Source organism: Streptomyces sp. G-G2, assembly GCF_030063135.1.
Taxonomy (GTDB): domain Bacteria; phylum Actinomycetota; class Actinomycetes; order Streptomycetales; family Streptomycetaceae; genus Streptomyces.
Genome location: NZ_JASISO010000016.1, coordinates 49,543 through 64,570 on the forward strand (window position 1 = coordinate 49,543; position 15,028 = coordinate 64,570).

16 protein-coding genes are annotated in these 15,028 nt (G+C 69.6%); 8 read left to right on the plus strand and 8 right to left on the minus strand.

Features of this window, described 5'->3' with window-relative positions:
- Positions 1 to 197: 197 nt before the first annotated feature.
- Positions 198 to 515, plus strand: a complete 318-nt coding sequence (locus QMF80_RS15170; protein WP_283453427.1) for a DUF427 domain-containing protein — start codon at positions 198 to 200, stop codon at positions 513 to 515.
- Between the two features lie 191 nt (positions 516 to 706).
- Here the strand turns inward: QMF80_RS15170 and QMF80_RS15175 are convergent, their stop codons facing one another.
- Positions 707 to 1,183 carry an ATP-binding protein gene (locus QMF80_RS15175; RefSeq protein WP_283453429.1) on the minus strand — a complete coding sequence of 159 codons (477 nt, stop codon included), beginning with the start codon at positions 1,181 to 1,183 and terminating at the stop codon, positions 707 to 709.
- Between the two features lie 146 nt (positions 1,184 to 1,329).
- Between QMF80_RS15175 and QMF80_RS15180 the strand changes: the two genes are divergently transcribed.
- The 6 genes from QMF80_RS15180 to QMF80_RS15205 all read left to right on the plus strand — a co-directional run bounded on the left by QMF80_RS15180 (position 1,330) and on the right by QMF80_RS15205 (position 8,347).
- Positions 1,330 to 1,629, plus strand: coding sequence for a MarR family transcriptional regulator (locus QMF80_RS15180; protein ID WP_283453431.1), 300 nt, complete (start codon positions 1,330 to 1,332; stop codon positions 1,627 to 1,629).
- 373 nt (positions 1,630 to 2,002) lie between these two features.
- Complete coding sequence (locus tag QMF80_RS15185) at positions 2,003 to 2,380, plus strand: hypothetical protein (RefSeq protein WP_283453434.1); 378 nt, start codon at positions 2,003 to 2,005, stop codon at positions 2,378 to 2,380.
- A gap of 42 nt (positions 2,381 to 2,422) precedes the next feature.
- Positions 2,423 to 3,898: a site-specific integrase gene (locus QMF80_RS15190; protein WP_283453436.1), complete on the plus strand. Its 1,476-nt coding sequence runs from the start codon at positions 2,423 to 2,425 to the stop codon at positions 3,896 to 3,898.
- The gene (locus QMF80_RS15195; RefSeq protein ID WP_283453438.1) at positions 3,898 to 5,823 is read left to right on the plus strand and encodes a hypothetical protein; all 1,926 of its coding nucleotides are present in this window, start codon (positions 3,898 to 3,900) and stop codon (positions 5,821 to 5,823) included. The genes QMF80_RS15190 and QMF80_RS15195 overlap by 1 nt, the downstream gene beginning before the upstream one ends.
- Entirely contained in the window at positions 5,820 to 7,922 is a 2,103-nt protein-coding gene (locus QMF80_RS15200; RefSeq protein WP_283453440.1) for an integrase, read from the plus strand. Before QMF80_RS15195 ends, QMF80_RS15200 begins: the two co-directional genes overlap by 4 nt.
- Entirely contained in the window at positions 7,919 to 8,347 is a 429-nt protein-coding gene (locus QMF80_RS15205) for a hypothetical protein (protein WP_283453442.1), read from the plus strand. Before QMF80_RS15200 ends, QMF80_RS15205 begins: the two co-directional genes overlap by 4 nt.
- Positions 8,348 to 8,468: 121 nt before the next feature.
- Here QMF80_RS15205 and QMF80_RS15210 read toward each other — a convergent pair whose 3' ends face one another.
- The 5 genes from QMF80_RS15210 to QMF80_RS15230 form a co-directional block, all read right to left on the minus strand.
- Positions 8,469 to 8,687, minus strand: coding sequence for a hypothetical protein (locus QMF80_RS15210; protein ID WP_283453444.1), 219 nt, complete (start codon positions 8,685 to 8,687; stop codon positions 8,469 to 8,471).
- A 311-nt stretch (positions 8,688 to 8,998) separates the two neighbouring features.
- Positions 8,999 to 9,325, minus strand: coding sequence for a hypothetical protein (locus QMF80_RS15215; RefSeq protein ID WP_283453446.1), 327 nt, complete (start codon positions 9,323 to 9,325; stop codon positions 8,999 to 9,001).
- A 133-nt stretch (positions 9,326 to 9,458) separates the two neighbouring features.
- Positions 9,459 to 10,784, minus strand: coding sequence for a Na+/H+ antiporter NhaA (gene nhaA, locus QMF80_RS15220; protein WP_283453448.1), 1,326 nt, complete (start codon positions 10,782 to 10,784; stop codon positions 9,459 to 9,461).
- Between the two features lie 164 nt (positions 10,785 to 10,948).
- Positions 10,949 to 11,128 (minus strand): hypothetical protein, encoded by a 180-nt coding sequence (locus QMF80_RS15225; protein WP_283453450.1) that lies wholly within the window; start codon positions 11,126 to 11,128, stop codon positions 10,949 to 10,951.
- 174 nt (positions 11,129 to 11,302) lie between these two features.
- Positions 11,303 to 12,196 (minus strand): DUF4437 domain-containing protein, encoded by an 894-nt coding sequence (locus QMF80_RS15230; RefSeq protein WP_283453451.1) that lies wholly within the window; start codon positions 12,194 to 12,196, stop codon positions 11,303 to 11,305.
- A 78-nt stretch (positions 12,197 to 12,274) separates the two neighbouring features.
- Here QMF80_RS15230 and QMF80_RS15235 point away from each other — a divergent pair, with 78 nt between their 5' ends.
- On the plus strand, positions 12,275 to 12,877 hold the full coding sequence (locus QMF80_RS15235; RefSeq protein WP_283453453.1) for a TetR/AcrR family transcriptional regulator C-terminal ligand-binding domain-containing protein: 603 nt from the start codon (positions 12,275 to 12,277) through the stop codon (positions 12,875 to 12,877).
- A gap of 190 nt (positions 12,878 to 13,067) precedes the next feature.
- Here QMF80_RS15235 and QMF80_RS15240 read toward each other — a convergent pair whose 3' ends face one another.
- Entirely contained in the window at positions 13,068 to 14,072 is a 1,005-nt protein-coding gene (locus QMF80_RS15240) for an alpha/beta hydrolase (RefSeq protein WP_283453455.1), read from the minus strand.
- A gap of 241 nt (positions 14,073 to 14,313) precedes the next feature.
- Entirely contained in the window at positions 14,314 to 15,000 is a 687-nt protein-coding gene (locus tag QMF80_RS15245; RefSeq protein WP_283453457.1) for a TetR/AcrR family transcriptional regulator, read from the minus strand.
- Positions 15,001 to 15,028: the final 28 nt, after the last annotated feature.

Sequence of the window (15,028 nt, forward strand, 5' to 3'; positions counted from 1 at the left end):
GCTGTCGACCGTATGGACCGGAACCCTGGACATCTACATTGCCTCCATCGACTCACAACTGCCCGAACGGGCCGTCCAGAAGGGAAACCCGCCGAGGGCACTGCCGCCTTCCAAGAGTCGCCCGGTGAAACGGAAGCCCGGACCAAGCCCGCTGGGTTCCCCTGACGCCCCGCAAACAGCAAGGAGTGTGAGCCGACATGATGCGAGCGATCTTCAACGGCGTCGTCATCGCCGAAACCCCCCGCACCAAGCGCATGGAAGGCAACGACTACTTCCCGCCCGAGGCCCTCAAACGCGACTACTTCACCGACAGCTCCACCAAGTCGCTGTGCCCTTGGAAGGGCATCGCCCGCTACTACTCCGTGACCGTCGACGGCGTCATCAATCCGGACGCAGCCTGGTATTACCCGCACCCCAGCCCACTCGCCCGCCGCATCAAGAACCACGTCGCCTTCTGGAACGGCGTCACCATCGAAGGCACCCGAGAGAAGAAGCCGGCGACGCGGAGCCGCTGACCCCCTTCGCGTTCCTCGATCTTGCCGCGGATGGTCCTCGGGATGGTCAGGCCGCCCGGCCTGCCCTCCGCGCTGGTCAGGCTGAACTGCTCATTCTGAGGGTGATGGTCACCGTCTTGGCCCGGATCCCTGCGGGTCGGACCCCACGAGCAGCCCAATTCCGGCTTCGGGAACAGTCCGGCCGGGCGCGGTCAGGAGGGCTGCCGACCGGCCGGGTCTCCGCCGGGGTCGTCGGCCAGCTCGATGACCCCGGTGATGCGCTTGCCCACCGGTTCCTTGTGAACGCAGAAGGTCTGGGACACCGCCATGGCGATCTCAGTGCCGTGCTGACCGATCCGTTCTGGGTCGGCTGCCTGGATCGACGGCAGGGTGGTACTGCTGTCCCACACGCTGATGTGGACGGCGCCCTCGCTGATCTCCAGGTCCAGCAGGCACGGGCCGGGCGCGTATTTGCGGGCGTTCGTGACCAGCTCGCTCACCACCAACTGCACCGTGCCCATCGCCCGCGCCGACACCGGCAGCCCGTGCACGGCCTGCACAGACATGAGGAAGTCGCGGGCCATGTCACGGGCCTCCGCGATCTCCGCACTGCCCTCGAACGCGGCACCGGCCGCGACCCGACGGTCGACAAGCGACTTCGGGCCCTCGTCTTGCCCAGCAAGGTCCATGGAACCGCCTCACGTCCGAAGCGCCGCTCATTGCCCAACCCGCATACCCCCGCAACATCGCAGCACGCGCAAACCGACGAGATCTGTTTCCAGAAATGCGCTGCGGGTATTGCCACCTGGGCAGAGTTCATGGGACGGAGCAGAACGTGAGCGAGCAGGCCGGGCAGTGGCACTTCCTCACCAACCACGCCCGCGTGCTGTTCGCCATCGCGCGTGACCCTGCCACCCGGCTCCGCGACATCGCCGCGGTCTGCCGCATCACGGAACGCACCGCACAGAGCATCGTCACCGACCTCGAACAGGCCAGCTACATGCGCCGCGAGCGCGACGGACGGCGCACGCGCTACATCCTCTGCCTGGACGGCACCCTCCACCATCCAGCAGAGGCACACGTGCCCGTCCGGAAACTGCTGGACGTCTTCACGTCTCACGACGGCCGGCACTGACCAGCTCCCACCCGCTGGTAGCCGCTCCAAATCAAGTGCTCAGGGCTAACGGCCGTACGTCCCGAGACCCCATTTCTCCCAAGGCTGCCCGGCAGATTTGGGACCTTCCAAGATCCCCGACTGTGAGCCACTGAAACCCGGCCCGGGACCGCCGACGACAACACGGACATTGTTGGACGTAGCAACAGGAGTGGAGGGTCGCGGCCCCTCAAGTCGAACGCCGGACAGCGCGTCGGTGGACTTGTCGAGACCGGGAACGGAAGCCAGTAGGGTGTGTGCTTCATCACGGCCCGGGATGGGGATAGCGACACGATGCGCTACAGCAAGGCGACACCGACCACGTCGCCAGCCGCCTCGTAAAGCGACACGACCTGTGGGGGACACGGTCTCTGCGGAAACAAACCTGCTCGCCGTCCTGAAGGTCACCCCGACGGCGTTCGGGGTGATCATGGGCGTCGGAGGCGCCGGCAGTCTGGCCGGGGCACTCCTCGCCCCGAAGATCGCCTCCCGCTTCGGCATCGGGCCGACGATCATCGTCGGATTCGCGGTCAGCCCTCTGGCACAGGTGCCCCTCCTCCTCGCTGGGCCCGGCCTCCTCTGGCAGTCCGCCCTCGCCCTGGTCCTGGCCGTGCAGTTGTTCTGGGCCACCGCGTCCGGGACGAGTCAAAGATCCCTTTCTTGGGGCGTTTCAGTTTTGTCTCATGGCAGGTCCCTCGTACCGGTGAACGGTGTCCTCTTGGCTCTCCGCTGACTGCTATCTCTCTTCTCCCAGATGTCTCGGGAGGTGACGAGCATGCAGTTGTTCACGGTTGACATGGCGCTGGTGCGCCGGTATTTGGACAGCCCGGTTCTCACGGGCACTGACGCAGCGCGGTTGCTGGAGCTCCACGGGATCTCCGACGGCACGCCGGTCTTCTTGGATGACGAGACGATGATGCCGGTGGAGCCCCTGTGCGCGTGGGGCCGGAGCATGTCGTACGCGGATCTGGCCGAGGGCACGATGAAGGACTACGGGCGGATCATGGCCCGGTTCGATGCCCATCAGGCCAAGCGTGACCGCTCAGTGCTCATGGCCACCGAGGCCGACTTGGTGGCCTACAAGAAGTCGCGCACGCATCTGCAGGAGAAGCCCATCGGTTCTTCGGCGTGGTCGAAGGAATCATCGATCTTGGACCAGTTCTTCGCCTTCGCGGTCGAGCAGAACTACCTGCGGCGGCGGCCCGTGCGGGTGGCGTCACGGGGACGGAACGCACTGAGTTCGAGGACTCGGCGCGGGATGGACATCCGGCACCTGAGTCTGGAGCAGTACCGGTACTTCCGGGATGTCGGGCTCGGCGGGCAGGGCCCGGACTCGCGGCTGAACCGGTCCTACCGGGGGAGTTCCCCGCATCGCGACCGGGCGGGGGCGGATCTGGCGGTGTGCAGCGGGATGCGGTGGCAGGAGTGGGCCACGGTACTGCTGCCCGAGCTCGGCATGGGAGTGGACCATCCTGGGGACGAGACCGAGTTCACCGTCCAGGCGTGCGCGAAGTACGGCAAGACCCGGGGAGTCTTCCTCCCCGAGCAGGCCGTGCGGGCTGTGGAGACCTACTGCCTGCTGGAGCGACCGGAGTTCACCGCGACCGCGGCCCGGCGGCTGGAGCGCCGGCACCGGGAGCTGTTCGTCGTCTCCCGTGTCGAGCCGGAAACGGGCCGGGTTCACGGCACGCTCGACGGTGTCCGGCAGGTGTTCGTGATGCAGGCGATGCCGCCGAAGTTGCGCCGGATCACGGTGTGGGAAGGCGAGTTCGGGCTGGAGGCCATGGCGGTGTTTCTCGGGCGAGGCGGACTCATGCCGGGGGCGGACTCTTGGAAGCGGTACCGGCACGCCGCGTGGCGCCGGATGGTGGCCCTGGCCGATGAGACGACGCCGCGGCTGCCGGCCAAGAGGTGGCGCTGGCACGATCTGCGCCACACGTACGCCTTGCAGCTGTTGACCTATCTGGAGCGGCAGATGGACGGGGCCGAGCCGGACCTGGTGGCGCGGCGGCGTCGGCATCGCTCCTACTTGAGCGGGCACATCCGCTACAACCCGCTGCTGATCGTCAGCCGCAGGCTCGGTCATTCCAGCCCGGAGACCACGTACGCGTACCTCGAGTACACCGACGACCTGGTGCACGAGTACGAGGCGGCGTTCGCCGGGTGGCTCGGCGACCCGGCGGAAGAGGCTACCTACGCACAGATCGCCTCCAGGGCCTTCCAGTTGGAGCAGCCGGCAGGGGCGTGCTGATGGCGCGGACCAAGTGGCGGAGGTCTGCTGAGTGGACGGCGCATCTGCGGCAGGCGCTGGGGGCTCCGGGCGGGGAGGACCGGATCGGGGTGCGTGTGGTGGCGGTCAATGACCAGGGGCGGGAGCGGCTGCAGTACATCGATCCCGGGGACTACCGGTGCCCGCGGTTGGCCGCGGAGCTGGCTGATGAATGGGTGGAGTACGTCGACGCTACTGGTCTGTCGGCCTCGGCGTCCCGGGACTACGTGCGGGCGGTTGATCTGGTGTGCGCGGCCATGGATGCCGCATCCGAGGACTCGGCCGCCTTGTCGCTGGAGTCGGTGGATCTGATGCCGTTGCTGGCCCGGTGGGAGCGCACCTTGCCGGCCGCGTACGGGGAGGGTTCACGGCAGCCGGGTATGGCGGCCTCGAGCGTGCGGACTTTGATCGTGCGGCGGGACGACCACCCCGAGCGCCGGGTCGACGAGTCGCTGGCGAGGTTCGCCCGCGGGATGACTCTGACCGGGTGGGGTGAGTGTGCGGAGCGGGACGAGTTTAGCCGGGCCGACAAGCAGGCGCTGGTCAAGGCCGCGTGGTCGTCGGTGCACGCACTGGAGAAGCGGCTGGCCGAGGGCTGGGCCCTGGCGGAGCAGGGTCGGCATCCCGATGAAGGGGACTGGCTGGATGTGCCGGATCTGCTGTGGGGCCTGTCGCGGGGAGCGATCCTGCCCCGGCAGATCGGCGACCGGCTCCCGCCGACCACCGCGCTGTGGCCCACGGTGCTGCGCGACATGATCTTACGCAAGGACGGGACCGTCGCACCTCGGCGGGCCCGGCGGGATCTGATCTGGCAGCTGGTGCGCCGCCTCTACCCGACGAACCTGGATCTTCACGCCTTCAGGGTCCTGCTGATGGATGCCACCGGGCACGCCTCGGAGGAGGTCACCAGCTTCGGTCTGTCGGATATCGAGTTCCTCCCGAAGGGTGTGCGTCTGACGCTGGTCAAGGAGCGCGCCCACCGCGTGCGTCATCGGGCCTTCCCCGACGCCCCCGGGGATGAAAAGGCCGAGACGGCAGAGACGCTCGATCGACCGCGGCGTGAGGCGAGCGCGATCGTGCGCCGGCTGGCGCAGGTCACGGAGCAGGCGCGGAGGCAATGCCCGGAGGCGTCCGACACCCTGTTCGTGCGCCCCTCACTTGTGTACTACGACCTCAGGTTCGGACGCTGGAACGCCAACGCCGCAGGGCAGCGGTTCACCGACTGGCTGGACTCGGTCGGGGTCACGGTCGACGGCCCGGCGCACATCGGGCGGCTGCGGAAGTCCACCAAGGTGGAGAAGGCCATCGTCTCCGGTGGCCGTATCAGCGCCGCCGCCGACGACCACCTCGAGGAAACCTTCGCCGGCCACTACGCCCAGGGCACCACACTGCGGATCCTGTCCGGCAAGGTCATCACCACGGCCCAGGCCCACTGGTTCGAGCAGGCGGTGAACGGGCCGACCGTGATCGCCCCGGAGGCGGCTGAGATCGCCGAGGACAGCGAGCGGCTGCGGGAACTCGGACTGGAGGCGGAGCAGGCGGACGGCATGATCCAGGGCGAACTCGACATGGGCGTCTCCCACTGCAAGAACCCGTGGGACTCCCCATTCAGCAAGCCTGGGGAACTCTGCGCGGTCGCGCCGCTGCGCTGCATGGAGTGCCGCAACGCCTGGGTCCTACCCAGCCACTTGCCGCAACTGATCCTGCTCGCCGAGCACCTGGAGAGGGTACGCCTCCGCCTCGATCCGCGAGCCTTCACCCGGCGGTGGGGCCAGTCCTACGTCAACCTCCGTGCCGTACTGGAGGAGCACAGCGAGCAGGAGAAGGCCCTGGCATGGCAGCACATCAACGACGGACTGGTCCGGCTGGACCTGCCGCTGTCCGCTCACGTGGAGTTCGACGCATGATCATTCCCCGCCCGACTGCTCGTACGCAGTCCCTGTTCCGGCCGGACGAGCCGATCGTCCAGGGCCGGCCCCTGCTGCCGCAGGCCCGCGGGGAAGGCGCCCGGCAGCCGCGTTTCGGAGACACCGAAGTCCTCGACTTCAACGGGGTGGTGGCCAAGCCCGCCAACCGTAACCCGTCGTGGTGGCGCATCCGCCTGGCCGGGACGCTGGCCGAGCCGCACTGGAACCTCCTCGCCCGCGAGGTGGCGATGATCCTGGCCAATCCGCAGCACGAGACGCTGCAGGCCAACGGCCTCCATTTCGGCTTCGCTCCCTGGGACATCGGCACCATCAACTTGAACATGGGCTGTCTGCGCGGTCTGATCGCGTGGGCACGAAGCGAGGGCCTGGACGATGACCCGGCGCACTGGAACGTGGCCGATCTGCGCCGGCGGATCACAGCTTTGAGGACGACGGTCAAGGCCCCGACACTGACCCGGCATGTCGCGTTCCTGAAGAAGTTGTCGCTCTTCGCCCCGGCGCTGAGTTGTGCCTGGCCGGCCGAGGATCCGTGGCCGGGCAAGACGGCGGGACAGGTCGCCGAGGACGTACGGGACGGCGAACTTTCCACGAGGGCCGTGCCGCCGGACATCTGGTTTCCACTGGTACGGGCAGCCTGGGCGTACGTGCACACCTTCGCCCCCGACATCCTGCGTGCCCTGCGTCAGGTCGAGCAGCTGAAGGACGCCGCTGCCACGTCGGCTGCCGGGAAAGACGCCACCCTGGACGCCTGCCTGGCGGACCCGGACTGGAAAGTGCCCTGCCACTACGACCCGCAGTGGCCGAAGGACCTGCCGCCCGAGGTCAACTGGTCGATGCTTACGCTGCAGCTCGGCGTGAACGAACGTCGCAGCGGGGCGCTGTTCGGCCGGTCGTCGGCCGCGGCGCGGAGCCGGCGGGCGAAGGTCCTGCGCGCCGTCGCCGACGGCCGCTACCACCTCGGCTACCCAATGCCCTTGGCCGAGGTGACCCGTACGGACGGCAGCCACGGGCCGTGGCATCCCGGATTCGATCTCTACGAGCTGTCCGTCCTGGCGACCACCCTCCGAAACGCCGCGTTCGTCCTGGTGGCGGCGTTGTCGATGATGCGGGACTCGGAATTGCAGGAGATCGTCCATGGGAGCGTGGTGGAGCACTACAACGCGCCCGCCATCGCCTCCACCCTCGTCAAGGGCCACGACGGGCGCCCGCGTAAGCACTGGTGGATCAGTGAGCCGGTCGCCGAGGCCATCGCGGTCGCCGAGGCCCTCTCCCCTCACCCCACCAGGGTCTTCACGACGCTCACCCCGCACGCGGTCAACGAGGAGCTCGACGGCGGCCACATGGTCGACTCCTTCATCGCCGCCGTCAACGCCGGCCGCGTCTACTCCGGGCTGGACCCGATCCCGGCCGGCACGGTCCGGCCCCACATGTTCCGCCGCACGATGGCGATGCTCACCGACCAGTTCGCCGGATCCGAAATCGCGCTGGGCATCCAGCTCAAGCACATCGCCACCCGGGCCCTGGCCAACCGCGCCACCCGCGGCTACGCCGCGCCCGACGTCACGTGGGCCAACCATCTCGACGACGCGGTCCACGCCGCCCGGTTCCGTCGGCTCAAGGATCTCTACGTGGCCCATGCCAGCGGCGAGGAGATCGGCTTCGGTCCCGCGGCCGAACGCCTCAAGGCCGTCTTTGACCAGGTCAGGGCCACAGTCAAGGCACGCCATGGGGACGCCCGGGTCGAGGACGACCTGCTGCGAAAGGCCCGGATCACCATCCGGTTCGGCACACTCAACAACTGCCTGTTCGACGAGCGCAACCCGGCCGGGGCCGTCTGCCTGGAGAACGCGGTCGTCCCCGAGGGACACACCGGCCCGCTGGAGGACCGCTGCCGCCCCGACCGCTGCCCCAACAGCATGATCGGCACCGAGCACGTCCCGCTCTACGACTCCCACCTCCGCACCCAGCTCCAACTCCTCCAGACACCGGGCCTGCCCGCCAGCCGCAAGGCCCTGATCTCCAGAGAGGCCGAACGCGCCCAGGCCGTCCTGGACAAGATTCGAGGCACATCCGCATGACCACCCCAAGCCGCGTCACGTCCGACGGCGTCTCACCCGAGACGGCGAGGTCCCTGCGGGCCGCGATGCAGCGCCTGTTCACCGGAAAGCCCCAGCGCACCAACGGACGGCTCACCAAGGAGAACCTGTGGCGAGAAGCCCAGGTCAGCCGCGCCACGATGAACCGAGCCCAGCCGATCCTCGCCGAATGGGACGCCCACATCGCCAAGCGGGGCAAGACCACGGCAGGAGAGGCCCGCCGGGACGCCGAGATCACCCGCCTCCGTAAGAGGCTCGCCGCCAAGACACAGGAATGCACGCACCTGGAGATGAAGCTGAAGGCAGCCGCGACCGCGATCGCCGCCCTCCACCACGACAACCAGGCCCTGCGAGCCGAACTCACCGACCAGTCCGGCACGGTCGTGCCCTTCGCTCGTCGGCCGTGACCGCGCAATGGCGCTCCTGCTGGTCGCTGACAGGCCGGGGCCTCCACGCCGGTGCGCACGCTTGCGGGAAGGCCCCTGTGGGCGCGTACGACGAAGCCGCCGCCACCACAGCCGGGGACCGCTAGCGCGGTGACCGGCTGTCACAGTGCGCCGTCCAGCGTCGCCGCAGCCAGTCACCGGCTTCGCCGACCGCGACCAGGAGAGCTGCGGACGCGGCGCAAGCCGCGAGCGGTGTGCGGTGCCCGAGAGCCGTGCTCGCCAGCCAGAGGATGCCGGTGAGGGTTGCCCACCGGGCGAGGATCGACCAGGCCGGGAATCGGGAGAGCGTCTTGGATGTCATCGGGCGCTGTTGCTGACTGTTTTGAGCGAGGCCAGGGCGCCCCGGCGACAGCGGTCAAGGCCAGACTGACCTCCGGAGACGCTCCGGCCAGGCGGGGAATCGCGTTGAGGGGTGCTGCTGCGTAGAGGGCGAGGATGGCCCAGCCGCGGGCGCGTACCGGTGTGAGCCTGGTGCGCCAGCGGGCGGGTGCCCATCCGGCGGCCATCGCCAGTCCGGCGGGCAGCAGGGTGAGGGAGAAGACGGTCAGGCCGATCCACTGCCAGGTCAACGTCGGTTCCTGTCGGTGCGGGGGCGGGTAGGGGCCGGTGGTGCTACCGGCGGCCGGCTGCGGTCATGACGAGGCCGGTGATGAGCAGGGCCAGACCGATGATGAGGACGGGGAAGCCGGGTCCGGGCAGGAAGTACATCGCCGCACCGGCCAGGGTGAGAGGTGCGCCGATGGCGGCCATCACCTTTCCGACCTGTCGCTCCGACACGGGCTGCTCCTTGTTCGGATGGGTTGAGGCGGCTGGGGTGTCGCGGCCGGTGAGGAAGGCGGTGAGCGCTCCGGTGAGCAGGGCCCATGCGGCCGCCGCCCAGCCTTGGCGGGTGCCGCCGATCAAGAGCGTGGCCGCGGTGACCGTCGCACCAGCCGCCATGGCCCGGGGGGCGTGGCGAACACCCACTGGCGCCGGGCGCTGCCCGGGCACCGGAGCTCGGTGATGCCCATGCGGATGACCAGGGCAGCGATGACGATCACGGGTGTCAGCGGTGAGGCATCGCCGCCGGCCATCAGGTGGGCTGCCCGTCCGGCCGGACAGCGGTGCTCTGGGTCTTCGCCGTGATGTCGCGCTGGTAGATGTCGGGGATGCCGTCGGCGTCGGCGTCGAGGTTCTCCGCCTCGTACAGGCGCCGGTAGAGGGTGTTGCGCCGTCGCAGCAGGACAGCGGCGAAGACTGCGGCGATCAGCGAGGCGACCAGGATGGCGGCCTTGACGTGCTCGCCGGCCTGGGTGCCGGGGAAGGCGAGTTCGCCGATGAGCAGGGCGACGGTGAAGCCGATCCCGGCCAGCACCGACAGGCCGAGTACGTCGGCCCAGGCCAGATCGGGGTTGAGCTGGGCGCGGGTAAAGCGGGCGGCCAGGTAGGTCCCGGCGAAGATGCCCAGTGTCTTGCCGGCGATCAGGCCGATCACGACGCCGAGGGGTTCGGGGCTGGTGAACACCGCGCTCAGGGCCGGGCCGGAGATGCTCACCCCGGCGGCGAACAGCGCGAACAGAGGTACCGCGATGCCTGCGGACAGCGGGTGAATAAGGTGCGAGGCCCGGGAGGCCGGCGAGACCTTCTCACCCTTGTCGGCGGTGGTGCGCAGGATCAGACCCATGGCGACGCCGGCGACGGTGGCGTGGACGCCGCTGTTGTACATCAGCGCCCAGATCGCCAGCCCGAGGGGCACGTACCAACACCAGCCGCGTACCCGCAGCCGCTGGAGGAGGTAGAAGAGCACGAGGCTCGCGAAGGCGCCGGCGAGCGCCCACAGGTTCAGGTCGGAGGTGAAGAATACCGCGATGATCAGGATCGCGCAGAGGTCGTCGACGACGGCGAGGGTGAGGAGGAAGGCGCGCAGCGCGGCCGGCAGGTGGGTGGACAGTACGGCCAGCACGGCGAGGGCGAAGGCGATGTCGGTGGCCATCGGCACCGCCCAGCCCGCATTGCTGCCTCCGCCGGCTGCGACGGTGGCCAGGTAGAGGGCGGCGGGTACGGCCATCCCGCAGAGCGCGGCGATGACGGGCAGCGCCGCGGTGGCCGGGGTGCGCAGTTCGCCTACGACGAGCTCGCGTTTCAGCTCGATCCCGGCGACGAGGAAGAACACGGCCAGCAGCCCGTCGGCCGTCCAGTGCCCCACCGACAGATCCAGGCCCAGGGCCTGTATCCCGAAGTGGAAGTCGCGCACGGACGTGTACGCCGCGCTCCAGGGGCTGTTGGCCCAGCTTAGAGCGAGGAGTGCCGCGCCGAGGAGGACCAGGCCGCCGACGGTCTCGGTGCGCAGGGCTCGGGTGATTGCCTGCCGCTCGGGCAGGGGCAGCAAACCGAGGAAGGGGGAGCGGGTGCCGGCCATGGCATCGGGCCTCCGGTGTGTCGACGACAAGAGGGCACACTGCCCCCAGGACGCCGACCAGACTTCCCGGCACACCTCGCGCCTCTTCTTGACGCGTTCTTTACACCGTATCCAGCGGAGGGAAGACTGTCTGCCCCGCACGCCTCCCCAAGATCAGATCGGTGTCAGGTTGTGATCAGCCCTGGCGGGAGGCACCAGGCAGCAGCCGCCGCGAGCACCAGTGCGGCGGCCGCGTACAGCTCAGGCCGCTCGGCGGGCATCGTGTAGAGGACGGCGCCCGCGATCGTGAGGATCGCGGGCGCCGAGCGGCGGGCTCGCGGGTGAACAGCGTCACCCTCCGTCACCACCGCAAGTGCGACAGATCCGAAGTTTTACAGTCCCCCCGCGCGCAGGACGCAGCCGGCGCGGGGGGCGCTGCGGCGGGGTGCGCTCGCAGGCCGCGGCGTGGCTGTCGGCCACCACGCCCACGATCGAGCTGGCCAGGTCCGCCCGAGAGCGCGGTCTCCGCCGGGCGGGAGTCACTGGTAGGACGGGTCCTCCCACGGACCGACGCTTCGGGAGCGGACCGGTTCCACGAAGCGCGGAGGGACGCTGTGCGGGTGGTCGGGTCCCCAGTTGGTGGCCTGGCCCTGCATGACGACGCGGGCCTCTGAGGTGTACCAGTCCACGAGATCACTGTCGGAGCGCACGATCCAGGTGCAGCCCTGTTCAGCGTCGGCGGTGAAGTCGCCGTGCCGGATGAGGGCGGGGCGCCAGAAGTAGGTGCCGGGCCACATCTTGCCGTAGTTGTAGTCGAAGGCGCCTTCGAGGCAGTACGCCTCCTCCGTGCACGGGTGGTGGGCGAGCGGCTCCTCGCGCCAGCCCGGCTTGGCCTTGATCAGCCTGCTGTAGAAGCCGGTCTTCTCGTCCCGGTGCAGCATCTTGATGTACAGGCCGGGGACCGGGGTGCCGCCGAGGTCGAAGCGCATCGGGCTGCCGTCGCGCACGTCGGTCCAGGGCATCTCCGAGGTCTGCAGGACTACCAGCTTCTGGTCGGCGCGCAGGCCCTCCCGGTCGGCATCCGCGAGGTCGAAGCGCCAGTCGCCGTACTCGCGGAACAGCAGGATCTCCGTACCGGCCGCGGCCGTGACGGCGGGGGTGCGGACTCCGACCGGCGCCATCCAGAAGCCCTCGGGGCCGAGGACGGCGTCCCCGACGGTCACCTGGCCGGAGAGGACGTACCACTCGGTGGCGGCGTGGTGCACGCCGCCCGGCCGCGACCAGTCAGTGTCGAAGCAGACCTTCAGCGACGCCGAGCCGTCCTCCTCGTCGTAGCTGAGGTTGCGCTGCCGGGTACTGCCCTGCGCGTGCTCGAACTCCCCCATGTGCCAGATCAGATCGCGCTCGTCCACAAGCTCCACGTGCGGCCGCATGGCGGCTCCCTCCGATTCGGATTCCGATACGGAATGTAGCGCTGACAAACACCCGATACAAGATGTACCGTTAATCAGGTGACTCGACCTGGCCGCCCCGCAGGACCCACCTCGGACACCGAGGCGGTCGTCCTGACCGCTGCGCTGGACTTGCTACTCACCGAGGGCGCAGCGGCGCTCTCCGCGCAGCGCTTGCACACCGCCACCGGGGTGTCGCGGTCGACGATCTACCGCCACTGGCCCACCCCTCACGTGGTACTGGCGGCGCTGATCGAGGTCGCCCCGCGCCCCGCACCCTCCCAAACGGGTGAGGCCCGGACGGATCTGCACGCCGAGGTGGACGCGCTCTGCGACCGCCTGCGCGACAAGCCGGTCGGCGGCTTCCTGCACGCCATCGTCGCGGCGGCGGCATGGGACTCCGCGATGACGGACCTGCGGCGCCGGTACGTGGAAGACCTGCTGGCACCCTTCCGCACCGCGCTGGCCCCCGCGGGCCTGACCGGCGTGGCACGGGAGGACGCCGTCTCCGCGATCGTCTCGCCCCTGCTGCTCGACGCGCTGCTGCTGGACCGCCCGGCGGCGCGAGAGCGCGCCCACCGCACTGTCGACGCGGTCCTGGACACCCCCCACTGCCTTTTCAGTGCCCCGCGATGGGGCGTCAGGCCTCCGGAGTTGGCATGACTCTCTCCCCCTGTCGAACGCATGGCGAGGCCCTCCCGTAGGGGGCCAAGAGGCGCTGGGCCGCTGGGCGCGGGCTTCGTCGTCTCCTTGCCGGTCAGCCGCCTCCACCTGCACGGACTAACCCGGTGGGGCCGCGAGCGCGGTCGTGCCCGCCCCCGTCGGCGCGGGGGCGGGCACGCGTGGAACGGTTTCAGGATCCACTGAGGGTCTGGATGGTGCCGGCCGTGCGCAGGGCCTCGTAACGGCTGCCGCCGGGGCGGTGGGTGGCGGTGACCGTGCCGCTCACATCGTCGGCGGCCCAGACGGTGGCGAACTCCTGGAGGACGGCGACGTTGGCGTCCTGGGGTGCCCCGTTGGGCAGGGTGCAGAGCGTGTCGGTGCTGGCGCCCTCGGCGTCGCAGTGCGAGCCCGTGCTGAGCCGGATGCCGAGGAAGTCCCGGTGCACGTCGGTGGTCAGCTCGCGGGTGCCGGAGGCCTGGCCGTTGGCGAGGTAGGGCGGCGAGGAGATGGCGTGCATGGGCAGGTTCGTGGTGTTCAGGCCGTTCAGCGCGTTGGCCATGTTGAGCCCGGTAAAGGAGTTGACGGGGTCCAGGAGTACGAGGCCCGAGAGGCGGGCGAACGCCGCCGGGTACTGGGTGCGGAGCCGGTTGGCGACGTAGCTGACGGCCTCTCCGCCTGCGGAGTGACCGGAGAAGACGAACTTGGCGGGCATCTGGAGGCCGGGCCGGCCGGCCTTGGCCGCGGCATCGGCGAAGCTGCGGCCGAGCTTGTCGTTCGGGTCGGCGGCCTTGCCGAAGAGGTCGGCGACGTTGTTGAGGAAGGCGGTGTTGTTCCCGATGTTGGAGACCGTACAGCCGAACATGTCGGCGGAGGGCAGCGTGGGGGCGAAGACGACGAAGCCGGCGGCGGCGTAGCGCCGGGCGATGTCCTCCAGGTGGTCGTTGGCACGGCTGAAGCCGTGCTGGAGCCAGACGGTGCCCTTGGGCGCGGTGGACGGGAAGTACCAGTCGCCGGAGCGCTTGTAGACCAGGAAGGCGCAGCGGACGTCGACGGTGTTGGAGACCTTCACGACGCCGGTGGGGGCCTGCTCCGCGGCGGTGGCGGGCGAGAGGGCGGTGAGGGTCGCGGCGGCGGCCAGGGCCGCGGCGAAGAGGGTGCGCGGGAGGGACATGCGTCGGTGCGAGGTGTCGCTCATGGGGACTCCCAGGGGGAAGGCCGCGTGGCGTCGCGGCGTCGCCGGGCCGGCCCGGAAGGGGCCGGACTGTTTCCACTGTTGGAACTTTGTTTCTCCAGCGGTCCCATTGGGCCCCAGCGTGGGCACCGCGTCAAGCAGAGCGGCGGTGATTCTTTTACGGTTACGCGGGCCGCTTCGGAGCATGCCGAAAGCCCCGGCACGCGGGGCGCGGTGACGGGGTCGGCGGGCGGATCAGCGCTGATCAGTCGGGTGCGTGTGCCGGACGGAATCCGGCGAGGACGGGGCGCACGAGGCGTTCGATCGCGGTACGGCGGGCGGCCCGGTCACCCCGGGGCAGTGCGACGGGTCCGGCGACGGCCGGGAAGAAGGGGGCGAGGGCGGTGTGGGGCAGCAGCAGGAGAAGGAGGGAGAGGAGGGCGTCGACATCGGCGTCCGCGCGCAGTTCTCCGGCAGCGACCGCCTCCTCGACAAGGGGGCGCAGTCCGGCGAGGTAGAGGTGCTGGACGGGTTCCAGTACGGCCTGGCGTACGACGGGGTCGATCTCCATGTTGGTGGCGGCGGTCACGCCCCGTTCCAGGGGATGGGTCTCGAAGTAGGAGACCCAGGCGACGATCGCGTCGACGAGGTACGAGGGGAAGTCCTGGGCGGCGCGGGGCCCGTCGGTACCGGGCGTGGCGCCGCTGTAGCCGTCGAGCCAGGGCCGCATGGCCTCGAAGATGCGCAGGGAGGTCTGCTCGGCGACGTAGGTGAACAGGTCGAGCTTTCCGGCGAAGTACTGGAAGAGAGACCCTTTGGCGACGCCCGCCTGCCGGGCGATGACGTTGAGGCTGCCGGTCGAGTAGCCGTGGGTGCCGAACTCGTCCATCGCGGCGACCAGGATCCGCTCCCGCCGGTCGGGCGGGAGGTGGGTCCAGGTGGTGGTGGGCATGCGCGCTCCCCCGACGTATGACCGGGCG

Bases quoted from the DNA above. Each gene is read 5' to 3' on its own strand.
- QMF80_RS15210 (WP_283453444.1), bottom strand. From the start codon at position 8,687: ATGACATCCAAGACGCTCTCCCGATTCCCGGCCTGGTCGATCCTCGCC.
- QMF80_RS15200 (WP_283453440.1), top strand. From the start codon at position 5,820: ATGATCATTCCCCGCCCGACTGCTCGTACGCAGTCCCTGTTCCGGCCG.
- QMF80_RS15240 (WP_283453455.1), bottom strand. From the start codon at position 14,072: ATGAGCGACACCTCGCACCGACGCATGTCCCTCCCGCGCACCCTCTTC.
- QMF80_RS15245 (WP_283453457.1), bottom strand. From the start codon at position 15,000: ATGCCCACCACCACCTGGACCCACCTCCCGCCCGACCGGCGGGAGCGG.
- QMF80_RS15190 (WP_283453436.1), top strand. From the start codon at position 2,423: ATGCAGTTGTTCACGGTTGACATGGCGCTGGTGCGCCGGTATTTGGAC.
- QMF80_RS15215 (WP_283453446.1), bottom strand. From the start codon at position 9,325: ATGGCGGCTGGTGCGACGGTCACCGCGGCCACGCTCTTGATCGGCGGC.
- nhaA (WP_283453448.1), bottom strand. From the start codon at position 10,784: ATGGCCGGCACCCGCTCCCCCTTCCTCGGTTTGCTGCCCCTGCCCGAG.
- QMF80_RS15195 (WP_283453438.1), top strand. From the start codon at position 3,898: ATGGCGCGGACCAAGTGGCGGAGGTCTGCTGAGTGGACGGCGCATCTG.
- QMF80_RS15170 (WP_283453427.1), top strand. From the start codon at position 198: ATGATGCGAGCGATCTTCAACGGCGTCGTCATCGCCGAAACCCCCCGC.
- QMF80_RS15230 (WP_283453451.1), bottom strand. From the start codon at position 12,196: ATGCGGCCGCACGTGGAGCTTGTGGACGAGCGCGATCTGATCTGGCAC.
- QMF80_RS15205 (WP_283453442.1), top strand. From the start codon at position 7,919: ATGACCACCCCAAGCCGCGTCACGTCCGACGGCGTCTCACCCGAGACG.
- QMF80_RS15175 (WP_283453429.1), bottom strand. From the start codon at position 1,183: ATGGACCTTGCTGGGCAAGACGAGGGCCCGAAGTCGCTTGTCGACCGT.